Annotated in this window: 9 protein-coding genes; 4 read left to right on the plus strand and 5 right to left on the minus strand. The window is 44.3% G+C overall.

From position 1 onward, the window contains the following. Positions 1-87: 87 nt before the first annotated feature. The gene (locus tag FK220_RS03400; RefSeq protein ID WP_152572867.1) at positions 88-2955 is read right to left on the minus strand and encodes a hybrid sensor histidine kinase/response regulator transcription factor; all 2868 of its coding nucleotides are present in this window, start codon (positions 2953-2955) and stop codon (positions 88-90) included. A 234-nt stretch (positions 2956-3189) separates the two neighbouring features. Here FK220_RS03400 and FK220_RS03405 point away from each other — a divergent pair, with 234 nt between their 5' ends. Next, complete coding sequence (locus FK220_RS03405) at positions 3190-3945, plus strand: ABC transporter ATP-binding protein (protein ID WP_152572868.1); 756 nt, start codon at positions 3190-3192, stop codon at positions 3943-3945. Between the two features lie 3 nt (positions 3946-3948). Next, positions 3949-5127 carry an ABC transporter permease gene (locus tag FK220_RS03410; protein ID WP_152572869.1) on the plus strand — a complete coding sequence of 393 codons (1179 nt, stop codon included), beginning with the start codon at positions 3949-3951 and terminating at the stop codon, positions 5125-5127. A 193-nt stretch (positions 5128-5320) separates the two neighbouring features. Here the strand turns inward: FK220_RS03410 and FK220_RS03415 are convergent, their stop codons facing one another. Both FK220_RS03415 and ruvB read right to left on the minus strand, forming a co-directional pair. Further along, on the minus strand, positions 5321-6706 hold the full coding sequence (locus FK220_RS03415; protein WP_238718880.1) for a cytochrome P450: 1386 nt from the start codon (positions 6704-6706) through the stop codon (positions 5321-5323). A gap of 37 nt (positions 6707-6743) precedes the next feature. Beyond that, positions 6744-7766 carry a Holliday junction branch migration DNA helicase RuvB gene (gene ruvB / locus FK220_RS03420; RefSeq protein ID WP_152572870.1) on the minus strand — a complete coding sequence of 341 codons (1023 nt, stop codon included), beginning with the start codon at positions 7764-7766 and terminating at the stop codon, positions 6744-6746. 160 nt (positions 7767-7926) lie between these two features. On the opposite strand from ruvB, the gene pckA reads away from it, so the two are divergent. Then, a complete protein-coding gene (pckA, locus tag FK220_RS03425) occupies positions 7927-9513 on the plus strand; it encodes a phosphoenolpyruvate carboxykinase (ATP) (protein ID WP_152572871.1) in 1587 nt (528 codons plus the stop codon). 108 nt (positions 9514-9621) lie between these two features. Next, a complete protein-coding gene (locus tag FK220_RS03430) occupies positions 9622-11886 on the plus strand; it encodes an acyl-CoA dehydrogenase family protein (protein ID WP_152572872.1) in 2265 nt (754 codons plus the stop codon). 7 nt (positions 11887-11893) lie between these two features. Here the strand turns inward: FK220_RS03430 and FK220_RS03435 are convergent, their stop codons facing one another. Continuing rightward, the gene (locus FK220_RS03435; RefSeq protein ID WP_152572873.1) at positions 11894-12715 is read right to left on the minus strand and encodes a GIN domain-containing protein; all 822 of its coding nucleotides are present in this window, start codon (positions 12713-12715) and stop codon (positions 11894-11896) included. 117 nt (positions 12716-12832) lie between these two features. Further along, entirely contained in the window at positions 12833-14662 is a 1830-nt protein-coding gene (locus FK220_RS03440) for a cytochrome c oxidase subunit I (protein WP_152572874.1), read from the minus strand. Positions 14663-14691: the final 29 nt, after the last annotated feature.

The following is a 14691-nucleotide window of genomic DNA, read 5'->3' on the forward strand; positions in this document are numbered from 1 at the left end:
TATCGCATCGACTAACACTTTTGTGTCAATCGATTTATTTAGTTGATTATCAACGAATTAAATATTTAAAAAGTTCTAGAGGAAGTGTTATTTTTTGAAACTTGCCACTTTACTAGGAGGTATTCCAAACTTTTCTTTGAAGCTTTTGGTAAAATAGGACAAATTGCCATATCCTACCGAATAGGCCGCTTCCGAAACTGAACAAGCCCTATTTTTTAGTAGCTCGTTGGCCTTGTTCAATCGCATTTCGGTAATCAACTGATTCGGTGTTTTGTCCAGAAGTGCCTTTAGTTTTCGATGCAATTGGGAACGGCTAAATCCGACGGACTTCGATAAAATCTCCACCGAAAAACGATCATCATCCAAATGCGCATCAATAGCAGCCGTCACTTTTTGAAAGAATACATCATCGATTGAAGTAAGCTCCAAATCCTCGACCAGAATACCCTGGGTATCCTTCAGTTTTTCCCAAAGACGTTTTCTAGCGTTCAACAGATTTTGCATCCGTACCAACAATTCTTCAGCCTCGAATGGTTTGGTCACGTAGGCGTCGGCTCCTTGCTGCAAGCCTTGCATCTTATTTTCCTGGCCGGCCTTGGCAGTGAGCATGATAATGGGGATATGGCTTGTCCTGGCGTCATTTTTCAGGATATTGCACAATTCGAACCCATCTTTTTTAGGCATCATGACGTCGGTAAGGATGATGTCAGGAATGTGTTCAACAGCCAGTTTCACACCTTTGTCCCCATCCTCGGCCGTCAACAACTGATAACTATTGGCCAGAATGTTACTGATAAAGGATTGCAGATCGGGATTGTCTTCCACGATCAAGGCCATGGGCAAGGAGGTATCCTCTTGTTTCTGAAGTTTTTCCTGAGGAGCTTTCAGCGAATTGTTTTTGTCGGGTATGACGGTTCGCTTATTGTCATCTGAGACTACTTTTGCCGTTTTTGGAAGCCTATCCAAAGTGAGGGGAAGGTTCATACGAAAAATGGTTCCCTTACCCGATTCGCTTTCCACCGAAATAGTACCGTTATGCAATACGACCAATTCCCTGGTCAACGCCAGCCCAATACCCGACCCTTTTTCTTCAGACCCTTCGACCCGATAAAAGCGATCAAAAACATGGGGTATATCTGCTTTTGGTATTCCCTTTCCCGTATCGGTGACGGTGAATTTGAATCCTTCTTCCCCCGTCTCGGTATCGATTTTCACCGTTCCCCCGGAAGAGGTATACTTAAAGGCGTTCGAAAGGAGGTTGTAGATAACCTTTTCAAGTTTTGCTTTGTCAAAATAGCCCTTGATCTCCCCTTCCGGAAATGTAGCCTCCATGTCGATGTTTTCCCTTTCCGCCATGCTCTCAAACGAATATACGATTGCCTTGATGGTAGGCAGGATATCTTGAAAGGTAAGAGCGAGCCTTGTTTGTCCGCCTTCGAGTTTGGATAATTCCAACAGTTCATCGACCAACGACTGTAGCCGGTCGGTATTTCTCAGGACCATCTCGAAATCACTCTTGGCCAAAGCAACCCCTGCTCCATCCCCGTTGCTCGAATACCTTCGTTTGGCCTGTTGGATAGGGCCTTGAATTAGTGATAAAGGGGTCCTGAACTCATGGCTGATATTGGTGAAAAATCTAGTCTTCATCGTATCGAGGTCCCTGATGCGCAACATTTCGGATTTGGAACGTTCCGCTTCCAATCTGCCCTTTTCGGCCTGTTTGGCGAGCGTTTGTCTTCGGTAGGCCATTCCGAAAGAGTAAATGACCATTTGAAGAAACATGCCGGCCGCGAATGGATCTACAAAGTATTTAGACTGGGGCCGGATGATCTGCATGGCCCATAAAGTCCCTATTAAAAGGCAGGTTGATCCAATAATAGACCCCCAGCCAAAATAACGGGCAAAAAGATCTTTTTTGAATACGAGGAGAATGGATAGTACCAAACTGGCAATCGTATAGATTTGAAGCACATTAAAATGTATACCGACGCCCGAATAGAACGTCTGCGGTTTAAAAACAAAGGAATAGGCCGCAACCAGTATAATTTCAAACAAAATTAAAAGCGCCAGGCCGAGGATAAACTTATCCAGTTTCGGAAACTTCCTTTTCGAATCGATAAACGCCCGACCGAAAAACCAATAGGAATAAAAGACACCGTTGGCAATCAGTAGCCATACCTCAAAGCGGTTCTTTGTAAAATCCCCGATGAAAAGTCCGACGGTCATGGCGAAGGTACCCATACAGAAACCAAGCCAAATGGTAAACCACATCATTACCGGGTCTTTGAGATAAAAGAATTGCAGCAAATGATAAATAAAAATGATGAAGGCCACCCCAAACATAAATATGTTAAAGCTATTGTGAAACTGATAGATCTGATGATAGTAGGGCTGTTCGGAATTCCTTGCCGTAAGATTGAAGTAGGCCGGGTGACCCAGTGCATTTCCGGTTACCTTAATTACCAATGTCACTGGAGTATTCAAAGGTATTCCGTTCAGGTCGACCTGGTTCAACACCCAGTTGGCTTGTACGTTTCGCGCGTCTTTGTCATACTCTACCCCGGTCTTCCTATGAAATAACAACTTATCATCGACATAAAAATACACGTCGCCCTTACCGTTGCTCTTTCCCCATGCCGGAATTCCGATTTTCTTATCTTGAAAATGCAGTCGCCAGTCCTTTAAAGGTTGTCGGGCAATTAGGGTTAGTTTACCCCAATACACGGTACCAACCTTGAGGTTACGGGGTAGTTCATCACCTTTGAGGTATGCTGAGGAAGTGTCATTTAAAATCTGTTCACGGGATAATAGGCCTTCTTTATCCGGATATACCCGAAGTACGTGATCTAGGGAATGTACCGGGAATAAGGTATCCAACTCATATACCTCCTGGGCCATCGTGCTATGATGCACCCAAGTGAGCAATACGAGAAAACCAAGATAGTGATACCTCATGAGCTTAAAATGCGGTCAAAATGCAATCGAGGGAGTGATTACAAGATATTAATTTTTGGGGTTATTTTGGAAAGTGCTTGCAACAAACCGTATTTTCCGTAGCACGGGATAACAGTTCACACCAAAAAAAAAAGAACTTGCGCGGTGCATCATGCCGACCCAAAGATATTTTGGACAAAGTGTAACATTTTAGGATTTTTGTTACTAAAGGTATGTAGCTAATTCAACCACACTATGATAGAACTAAAGAACCTCACCAAATCGTTTACCACCAAAACCTCAAAAGGGTTCAAAAGCGAAATGACCACCGTAAATGCAGTAAACCAAGTCTCCCTAGAGTGCCGGCCTGGACGAATTTTTTCCCTTTTAGGGCCCAATGGAGCGGGGAAGACCACCACGCTTCGGATTATAGCGGGTATCATCAACCCCAGCTCGGGTACCGCCATCGTCGACGGAATCGATATTTCAAACGGCAACCACGAAGTCAAAAAACGAATTGGGTTTCTAACAGGATCTACCGGACTGTACGAACGCCTGAATCCTGATGAGACGATCGATTTTTTTGGAAAGCTCTATCGGCTTCCCGAGCATCAACTCACGGAACAAAAGGAATACCTCTTTGAAAAGTTGGGCATCAACGAGTTTCGGAAAAAACGCGTGGGACAAATGAGTACCGGTATGAAACAGAAAGTCTCCATCGCCAGAACCTTAATTCACGATCCCGAGGTACTCATCTTCGATGAGCCAACCTCAGGACTGGACGTTATAACCGCAGACAGCATTATCGACCTCATCAGGGAGTCAAAAGAGAATAATAAGACAGTTATTTTTTCGTCACATATCATGAGCGAAGTCGATCTTCTCTGCGATGATCTGGCCATCATTAGCAAGGGGTCGATTATTTACAACGATACTTTTGAAAATTTTAAAAAGGAAATGAAAGCCGACAACCTGACCCAAGAATTTATTAACCGCGTTAAAGAAGCCTAAACTATGAGGGATTTACTGATAATCATCAAGAAAGAGCTTTCGGAGCTTCTAAGGGACAAGAAAACCATAATCAATTCCATCGTACTGCCCACCTTGTTGGGCCCTGTTTTACTATTCGGATTTATCAAGGTAAGCAAAATAATCGACCAGAACGCCAAGGAAAAAACCATTCAAATCGGATTGGTAAATGCGCCCCAAAATTTTATGGATATTGTGGAAAGCGACACCTTAAACCAAGTAACCATATATGACGAATCAATCGATTTTAAAACCCTTATCGATGAGGAAACGATTCAAACGGCGGTAGTGTTCCCCGGCGATTGGAAAGCGCAGATGGACAGCCTTCGAACCGGTGCGGTACAAATTTATCGCAACGGGACGAAAGATAACGTGAATGAACGGGTATCCGGAATAATGGATACCTATGCTGCAAACCTAAAGGAAGCGCGCATGTCGCAATTGGACATCTCTGCAGAAAAACTGAATCCGATACGACAGGATTATGTCGAGGTTGGGGAACAAAAGGAACTGATCGGCAAGCGTATCGGAGGGTTTATCCCCTATCTTTTTATCCTGACCATGTGGGGCGGATGCCTATTGGCCGCCATTGATTTGGTCACAGGGGAAAAAGAGCGCAAAACCATTGAAACCACACTCTCATTGCCCGTATCCAAGTTTACGGTACTAATGGGAAAGTCGATCGTAGCGTCCCTTCTAGGGTTCATTCCCGCCGTATTGAACCTACTGGGTATTATTGCCGGCCTAAAACTAATCGATGGTATACCCGACACGTTTAAAGCAGCTATCAACGAAATGTTGAATTTTCAATCGGTGGCCCTTATTTTACTACTGTTAGTTCCGTTCGCTTTGTTCTTGGCAGGCTTTATCATCGCCTTGGTGGCCGGTGCGACCACTTTCAAGGAGGCCCAAAGCAAGGCCACTCCCATTATTATGGTAATCATTATCCCATTGGTATTGGCAATGATGCCCGGAATCGAACTAAGTTGGGCGACCGTTTTGGTGCCGGTATTGAATATCGGTTTGGGCGTCAAGGAAATTATGGCAGGTACCATCGATATGTTGCAGTATTTTACCATACTGGCGTCATTGATTGCATTCGCCGTTTTGGCCGTCTATTTTAGCTATAAGAGATTTTCGGATGAAAACGCCATTTTGAAGTAATCGATATATGCAACTATTTGCTGTAATAAGAAACCAGACTGCCTACAAAACAATTTGCTTTGTCATAGAAACAGGATTGACAAGTTAGTGAGAATTTGGCGTGGGAATAAATGAAATAAATTTTACTGTATGTGCATATGAGCCCTCAGCCGCAAGAGCTAAACCTAATCTTGATATGACGACCATCATGGATTTACAGGTCCCTTGGTGTAAAGTGTATCGGCACCTTTTTGGGTTTTAACGAAATCAACGGATTTAGGGTTATCTCGTCCAAGGAAGAAGACAAACGAAATTTCTTGATCAAAGTCGCGACCACCATCATCATTTCGTACATCGCAAAATTATTACCGATACACATGCGGGGACCTGCCCCAAATGGAAAATAATAGTCTGAAAAGTCCTTTTTGTTTTTGGGGTCGAAACGTTCGGGAATAAATTCCGTCGGGTTTTCCCAGAACTTGGTATGTCGGTGCAGCTCGAACATACTCATCAACCAAACGGTACGCCTTTTAAAGGTATGGCCATTGATCGTATCCTCGGCCAGGCTTACTCGATCGATTACATACACAGGCGGATACAATCGCATGGCTTCCTCGATACATTGTTTTGTATAAGGTAGTTGACCCATTAATCGCATTAAATCGTCGTCTTTAAAATCGACCCCCCCGACCTCCTGAAACAGCCTCTCCTGAGTATTCGGATGTTTCGCCAATAAAAACAGTGCAAAGCTCAGGGCATTCGCAGTGGTTTCGTGCCCTGCGGTGAAGAGAATCAGCACCTCATCGATCAATTGCTTTCTAGACATAGGAGACCCATCCTCATAACGTGCCTTAAGCAACATGTCGAGTAAATCGTCTTTATCAACTTTGGAATCTACCCTTTCTTGAATAATCCTATCCAGTAAGTTTCTCGCATCTTTTGCATAATCCAAATGCCTATTGATATCACCCGATAGCTGAAACCACCATTTCAAATAAGGCTGTCGCATCTCCTTAATCAACATTTTTTGGTTGATGGTGGTAATCCCCTGTAATTTTCGCATTCGCTCGCGAATGTCCCCTGCACTAAAAAGCGATTTGGCCACGACCTGAAAAGCGAGGTCCCCCATTAACGGAAATATGTCGAACTCCTTACCGCGTTCCAATGGTTCCAACTCGGTGGTAATCGCCTCATACATGATGGCCAGCAAGCCTTCCAGTTTTTTTTTATGGAAAGCGGGCTGTATCATTCTACGATGAACACGCCAGAATTCCCCGTTGGAAGTGAGTAGCCCCTGACCAATGTATTTTCCCAAATCCTTGGTCTGTAGTGTCGATTTGTGATAGTTCTTGTGATTCTTTTGAAGAATGTATTTGATGGTTTCGGCATTCCGGGTGAATACCACTTTATTACCAAGCCCAATCTTTACCATGAAAGTATCACCATGCTTGTCAAAATTTTCGCGATGAAACGGAAGTGGATTGGCAAGAATTCGGGAACGGTTCTTGAAAACGGTAAGTTGGGAAACTGTGACCATGGGTTTTTGCATGGGTACTGTTTTTTTGGTCGGAGCCGTTTTTATGGAGGGTGAGGTTTTCATTGAATATACGGTTATCTCCCCAAGTGAGTTTAAAGACTTAAAACAACCCCGGTTGTTGACCTCCTTTAATTCTTCCAAGATGTCGATAGGCCAACTCTGTTACCTCGCGCCCGCGGGGCGTACGCATAATAAATCCCTGTTGGATCAAAAAAGGTTCATAGACTTCTTCGATGGTTTCCGCACTTTCAGAGACTGCCGTCGCCAAGGTTGTAATGCCTACCGGACCTCCTTTAAACTTGTCGATTATAGTGGTCAGTATCTTGTTATCCATTTCGTCCAAGCCATGGGCATCGACATTTAGAGCTTTCAAACCGAACCTGGAGATTTCGATATCAATGTTGCCATCGCCCTTAATCTGTGCAAAATCCCGTACTCTTCGAAGCAAGGCATTACAGATTCGGGGAGTACCACGGCTACGACCCGCAATCTCGATTGCAGCTTCATTGCTAATAGGCACCCGTAGAATATCGGCACTGCGTTCAACAATGGTGGAAAGCAGTTCGGTAGAATAGTATTGTAAACGGCTCTGTATACCGAATCGCGCCCTCATGGGCGAGGTTAAGAGTCCTGATCGGGTGGTAGCACCTATCAGGGTAAACGGGTTCAAATTAATCTGCACCGAACGAGCATTCGGGCCCGTCTCGATCATGATGTCGATCTTATAATCCTCCATGGCCGAATAGAGGTATTCCTCGACCACCGGACTCAATCGATGTATCTCGTCGATAAACAGCACATCGCGCTCTTCCAAATTGGTAAGCAGGCCTGCCAGGTCACCTGGCTTATCCAGCACAGGACCGGAGGTAATCTTGATGCCTACGCCCAATTCATTGGCCAAAATATGGGCCAAAGTGGTTTTTCCCAATCCCGGAGGACCGTGAAACAAGGTATGGTCCAAGGCCTCTCCTCGCTGATTCGCCGCCTCAACGAACACCTTCAAATTTTCCAAGACCTGCTCTTGCCCGGTAAAATCATCAAAGGTAATGGGGCGCAAGGCTCTTTCAATATCAAGCTCCTCGCTTGAAAAACCGTCAGTAGTGGGGTCTAGGTGTTCATTCATATCCGCACAAAGATACTAAAATCATGTGCCGAAAATTAAGGCATTTAAGGCATAATAGTGCTAACATGACAATTGTCATCTTTTTTACAATTCGTATTTTTAAACTTTGCGGAGAAGTTCAGAACTCATTCCAATAACACCCAACATAAAACATTAAAAAATGGCAGAAGCATTCAATCTTAAACAATACGGCATAGAGACCGAAAAAATATATCGAAACAGCAGTGTCCCCGTTTTGTACGAACTAGGTCTTCGTTTGGAAAAGGGTACCGCGATTTCAGACGTGGGGGCCTTGATGACCTACTCAGGGGAAAAAACAGGGCGAAGTCCAAAAGATAAACGAATCGTTAGACACCCCGATTCAGAAAAAAATATCGACTGGGGTGACATCAACATCGGTCTTGACGAACACACCTATATGGTCAACCACGAACGCGCACTGGATTATCTAAACACACGCGATTATCTATTTGTGGTCGATGCCTACGCCGGATGGGACCCTAAATACCGAATCAAGACAAGGATTATATGTACCCGCGCCTACCACGCGCTCTTCATGCAAAACATGTTGATCATGCCGACCAAAGAGGAATTGGCCAATTTCGGCGAACCCGACTATGTTGTTTTGAACGCAGGTGGGTTCCCTGCAAACCGCTATACCTCCGAAATGACCTCTAAAACCAGTATCGATGTAAACTTGGAGCGCAAGGAAATCGTGATACTGGGCACCCAGTACGCAGGTGAGATGAAGAAAGGTCTTTTTGGTGTCATGAATTATCTTATGCCACTTGAGGGGGTAATGCCCATGCACTGTTCGGCCAACGTAGGGGAAAAAGGCGATGTGAGTATTTTATTCGGCCTCTCCGGAACAGGAAAGACTACCCTGAGTGCCGATCCAAAACGCAAACTAATCGGTGATGACGAACACTGTTGGACCGATGATGGAACCTTCAATATTGAGGGAGGTTGTTATGCCAAGGCCATCGACCTCAGTGCCGAGAATGAACCGGATATCTACAATGCCATTCGTTTTGGAACCGTTCTAGAGAACGTGGTTTACGACCCGGAAACCCGAAAAGTGGACTATAGCGATACCTCAATTACACAAAACACCAGGGCCTCATATCCTATTGAATTTATTGATAATGTACAGATACCTTGTATCGCAGGGCATCCTGAAAATATCATTTTCCTAACCTGTGATGCCTTTGGGGTACTGCCACCGGTGAGTAAACTAACGCCCGAGCAGGCAAGCTACCACTTCATTTCAGGTTATACCGCAAAGGTCGCAGGTACCGAAATGGGTGTAACCGAGCCTCAAGCGACCTTTAGTGCCTGTTTTGGAGCTGCTTTCATGATGTGGCATCCGAACCGATATGCCGAATTGCTGGCCGAAAAAATAAAAACGCACAAAGCGACGGCCTGGTTGGTCAACACCGGTTGGAACGGCACAGGCAACCGTATGAAATTAAAATATACGAGGGCAATGATCGATGCCATCCATAATCACGATTTTGACAATGTCGATTACATTACCGACGAAGAATTTGGTTTCCAGATACCAACAAGTTGTCCTAACGTACCCGAGGAGGTATTGGTGCCAAAGAATACATGGGAGGACAAGGCCAAGTACACCGAAGTCAAAAACAAGTTGATAAACCTTTTCAACAAAAACTTTGAAAAATTCAAGGCTAACGTGAATCCTGAAATAGTAGCGGCTGGTCCGAAAATTACCGAAACCGCCTAACTAAGCACGCTCTTTTTGTGAAAAGATCCTCGTTGTATAAATTATAACGAGGATTTTTTTGATTCGTACCTTGTTTACGATTTCCTTTTTAAGTCGTATTTTCAGGTTATGGAAAAGAAAACGTACTCCCCTGGCATTCTTCAATATATTCCCTTTTTTTACGTCATTTGGTCCGATGACCTCGTATCGGCTTCCGAAATCAATGTGGTACAAAAAGCCATCAATGAAGATACGTCCCTAAGTAATCAAGATAGGATACAATTGCATGCTTGGCTAGATGTAAAACAACCGCCTCCAAATGGTGAATTAAAGCAATGGAAGCATACCATTAGCAACTCCAAAGTAAAACTGGTGGAAAGCGACACCTATCCTTTATCCACTTTTAGTCAGAATGTCGTTTGCCATTATAAGGAAGTATGTCCGTTTAACGACCAATTAAAACATATCGAGGTCAACCTGGGTATTCAACCCAATCATTACAACCACTTGTTCGATGTGGAAGTCGAACATGAAACAACCTCGCATTACTACGATGCCAAGGAAATCGATACTATCCTAAAAGGAAGGCATGCCATGGTCATCGATGGGTTTAGGGAGGTGGTCAAGAATCCTCTTTTTAAGTGGGATATACATCGTACCAAAGAGGAATTTCGCGAAGTGGTATTGAAACAAGTACAGTTTTTGGCGGATAAAGGATACGGTTCGATAGCCTATCCGAAAGGCTATGGTGGCACAGGTGATATGGAGGGCTATGCGGCCATTTTTGAAAATATGATGTATGTAGATGGAAGCCTCACCATCAAATTCGGGGTACAGTTCGGACTCTTCGGGGGAAGCATTCAAAAATTAGGCACCAAAAAACACCATGACCACTATCTAAAGCGTGCGGGGGAGGCGAAACTTCTAGGTTGTTTTGCCATGACGGAGACCGGACATGGCTCCAATGTACGGGGCATCAAGACCACGGCAACCTACCATCAGGAAACGGATTGCATCATCATTCATACCCCGGGTAAAAATGACAATAAGGAATATATCGGCAATGCACTTCATTCCAAAATGGCCTCCGTCTTTGCACAGCTGATCGTCGACGGAAAAAATGAAGGTGTACATGCTGTTTTGGTGCCATTGAGAAACGATAAACACGAACTGCTTCCGGGCATTGTTGTCGAGGACAACGGGTATAAACTGGGATTGAACGGAGTTGATAATGGGAAAATATGGTTCAACCAAGTATCGGTTCCACGGGAAAATCTGCTTAATAAATATGGGGACATCACCGATGAAGGAACCTATTATTCGGATATCAAAAACCCGAACAAACGCTTTTTTACTATGCTCGGAACACTGGTCGGAGGTCGCATCTGTGTGGCCCGGGCGGGATTGGGTGGAGCCAAAATGGCCCTGGCTGTCGCCATCAGGCATTCGCTTAAAAGAAGACAGTTCAACGATAGCATTAAAATACAGGAAGACTTGTTGATGGATTATCCATCCCATCAATTGCGATTGACACCCTTAGTCGCCAGTGCCTATGTGTACCACGCCGCCTTGGATAACATGATGGCCGTCTATTGCGATGATTCACTACCCGACAAGCGCAAAGTCGAGACGCAAGTAGCCGGACTTAAATCGATTATTACCTGGTATGCCAATGATGCCATTCAGGAATGCCGGGAAGCTTGCGGGGGAAAAGGGTATCTTATTGAAAACAGGATTGCCGACCTGAAGGGCGATGTAGATATCTTTACCACTTTCGAAGGAGACAACAACGTGCTACTGCAACTGGCCGCCAAAGGGGTACTCTCTGATTTTAAGGCAGAATTCAACAGTGCCGGATTTTCTTCGGTGCTAAAGCTATTGGGCACACAATTGACCGATAAATTGGCCACTATCAATCCCGTTTATTCCAACAAAGTGGATAAAGAGCACCTTTACAATCCGAAATTTCATCGGCATGCCTTTGATTATCGTACCCGTCGATTGACCTATACCGCAGCTATGCGAATCCGTGATTACATTAAAAAGGGAATTCCATCGTATCAGGCGTTTCTGAAAGTACAGACCCATTTATTGGCCTTGGGCAAAGCCTATAGTGTTGAGTTGGCCTATAACACCTTTGTCGACTTTGTAGCGGATATTCCAGCGGAGAAACACCGACTCTTATTTCAAAAACTGGGTACCCTCTACGCCCTCTATGAAATCCGAAAAGATGCGGATTGGTTCTTGGAACAGGGGTATCTTGGCAGTACCAAATCAAAAGCGATTCGACAACGGGTAGAACGTCTCTGCACGGAATTGAGACCCCACATAGGGGTATTGGTCGATGGGTTTGGAATTCCGGAACATTGTATGACCGCCCCTATCGCAAGGTAGAAAGCGCTTACTTTTCCTTATGTAACTGGGAAGTATCCAGAAAGTCTGTCAAGGTAATTTTCGGATTTCCATAAAGATGGGTCTTTGAAGATCCCTTGGACGAAAGATCAAACTCCTCTTTGGCATAAACGTTGGCGTAGGGAGAATCCTGTAGATTGGCCAAAACACGGGTTGCCTCAAGCTTTTCAGCCTTTAAATTGGCATCCTCATATAAATCTACCCTCAAGTCATCCACGGTGCCCTCCAATTTGGCGGAAGCATTGTTATACATGGAAATGTAGCTACTCTCACCTACCGAATAGATTCTTGCATCTACCCTATTCTTCAATACGATATTCAAAGAGTCACTGGCGATGTTGAAATCCCCGGAACTCATTCCCTCCATGCTGATTTCCATGATATCGGCCGTCGCATTGAGTATCAATCTGGAAGACCCAAAAGCATTCACTTCCAACTCGTCTGCGAACACGACATCCGAATTTTCTATTTCACCTTGGTTGGCCGTGATTGCAACTAATTCGGTGTAGTTAACGGTAATTTTCAATTTCTTCTTCCCGATAATCTTATAAAAAGAACTAATAAAGAGCGTGCTGTCCTCTACCTTGAACTTCAGCACATCGATTAAATTATCGTCCGCCTCGATCTCATATCCTTCCCGGGAAGATTTTTTTAACATAATTTCCAAATCATCATTGAGCTCAATTGCATTGAAAGCCGGTAAATCTTCCTGTACCTCTACTACACTTCGATTCCCTTTGATTTTGGGTTTGCGCTGGGAATAGGCCTGAAAACAGAATATCACGGCAATTAAAAAAAGTCCTTTTTTCATTTCGTATGTTCTATGATTTAAAGATATTATAAAAAAGTTATACCTTCTTCCCTACTCCCCATCAATAAAAATGCCCAACTTGTTCAGTTGGGCATTTTTTATTTTTTGACATCAATTTTAGTGATTCAATTCCTCCTCGTCCTTTTGGAGCGGTACCGTCTGTGGCACGAAATCCTGACCCGGTATGATGTATTCACCGTTTTCGTCTACTTTACTATAATCGTACGCCCAACGATGTACTTCCGGAATGGGACCATCCCAGTTTCCGTGAATGTGCTTGACCTCGGCTGTCCATTCCAAGGTATTTGACTTCCAAGGATTTTTAGGTCCTTTTTTTCCATAGAAAATACTGCTGATAAAGTTGTAGAGGAAGACGAGTTGGGCAAGCCCGGCTATCAACGCGAAAACAGTCATCAATACCTGTACATCGGTCAACTCATCGAACATTGGGAATGCCGTATTCTGATAATATCGTCTAGGTACCCCGGCCATTCCTACAAAATGCATCGGAAAGAATACGCCATAGGCACAGACCGCCGTGACCCAAAAATGCACATATCCAAGATTCTTGTTCATCATCTTTCCCTCGAACATTTTCGGGAACCAATGATATACACCGGCGAACAATCCATATAAGGCGGAGATACCCATTACCAAATGGAAGTGTGCCACTACGAAATAAGTATCATGTACATTGATGTCCAACGTACTATCTCCAAGAATGATACCGGTAAGCCCCCCGGTAATGAAGGTCGACACCAGACCTATGGAGAACAACATCGCCGGATTCAGTTGCAGATTACCCTTCCAGAGGGTCGTGATATAGTTGAAGGCCTTTACCGCTGACGGAATGGCGATCAATAATGTTGTGAACGTAAATACCGAGCCCAAGAAAGGATTCATCCCGGAAATGAACATATGGTGCCCCCAAACGATGGTCGATAGGAAGGCGATTGCCATAATGGAGGCAACCATTGCCCTATATCCAAATATCGGCTTACGCGCATTAGTCGACATAACCTCGGAGGTAATCCCCAAAGCAGGCAACAATACGATATATACCTCAGGATGTCCCAAGAACCAGAACAAGTGTTCATATAGTACAGGAGAGCCCCCTTGGTAGTGCAGCACTTCCCCTTGAATAAAGATATCGGATAGGAAGAAGGAAGTCCCAAAGCTCCGATCCATAATCAATAATAAAGCGGCCGATAACAATACAGGGAATGAAATGACACCGATAATAGCGGTAATAAAGAAAGCCCAAATGGTCAAAGGCAGTCGCGTCATCGACATCCCTTTAGTTCTTAGATTCAAAACGGTGACAATGTAGTTCAATGAACCTAATAGGGAAGAAGCAATAAAGATTGCCATAGAGACCAACCAGAGGGTCATTCCCATCCCAGAGCCGGGCTGTGCCATCGGCAAGGCACTAAGCGGTGGGTAAATCGTCCACCCTGCGGCGGCCGGACCGGCTTCCACAAAAAGGGAAATTACCATGATGACCGAGGAGGTGAAGAACATCCAATACGACAACATATTCAGAAATCCAGAGGCCATATCCCGTGCCCCGATCTGTAACGGAATCAATAAGTTACTAAAGGTACCGCTGAGTCCTGCAGTCAATACAAAGAACACCATAATGGTACCATGAATGGTGACCAAGGCAAGATACATATCGGCATCCATTACTCCATCGGGTGCCCATTTACCAAGTACCGCCTCGAATATGGGGAAAGACTCCCCGGGCCAAGCCAATTGCATTCTAAACAGTAACGACATGGCGATACCGATAAAGCCCATGATCAAACCAGTAATCAGATACTGTTTTGCGATCATCTTATGATCTTGACTGAAAATATATTTTGTTACAAAGGTCTCTTTATGATGATGATGTGCATGATCGTCGTGTGCGTGATCTTCTACATGTGCATGTGCTGTAACCGACATAACTTCAATTTTTTGTTTATTAATTTTCT

The organism is Pelagihabitans pacificus (assembly GCF_009371985.2).
Classification (GTDB): Bacteria; Bacteroidota; Bacteroidia; order Flavobacteriales; family Flavobacteriaceae; genus Pelagihabitans; species Pelagihabitans pacificus.

Bases quoted from the DNA above. Each gene is read 5' to 3' on its own strand.
- FK220_RS03400 (WP_152572867.1), bottom strand. From the start codon at position 2,955: ATGAGGTATCACTATCTTGGTTTTCTCGTATTGCTCACTTGGGTGCAT.
- FK220_RS03405 (WP_152572868.1), top strand. From the start codon at position 3,190: ATGATAGAACTAAAGAACCTCACCAAATCGTTTACCACCAAAACCTCA.
- FK220_RS03410 (WP_152572869.1), top strand. From the start codon at position 3,949: ATGAGGGATTTACTGATAATCATCAAGAAAGAGCTTTCGGAGCTTCTA.
- FK220_RS03415 (WP_238718880.1), bottom strand. From the start codon at position 6,706: ATGAAAACCTCACCCTCCATAAAAACGGCTCCGACCAAAAAAACAGTA.
- ruvB (WP_152572870.1), bottom strand. From the start codon at position 7,766: ATGAATGAACACCTAGACCCCACTACTGACGGTTTTTCAAGCGAGGAG.
- pckA (WP_152572871.1), top strand. From the start codon at position 7,927: ATGGCAGAAGCATTCAATCTTAAACAATACGGCATAGAGACCGAAAAA.
- FK220_RS03430 (WP_152572872.1), top strand. From the start codon at position 9,622: ATGGAAAAGAAAACGTACTCCCCTGGCATTCTTCAATATATTCCCTTT.
- FK220_RS03435 (WP_152572873.1), bottom strand. From the start codon at position 12,715: ATGAAAAAAGGACTTTTTTTAATTGCCGTGATATTCTGTTTTCAGGCC.
- FK220_RS03440 (WP_152572874.1), bottom strand. From the start codon at position 14,662: ATGTCGGTTACAGCACATGCACATGTAGAAGATCACGCACACGACGAT.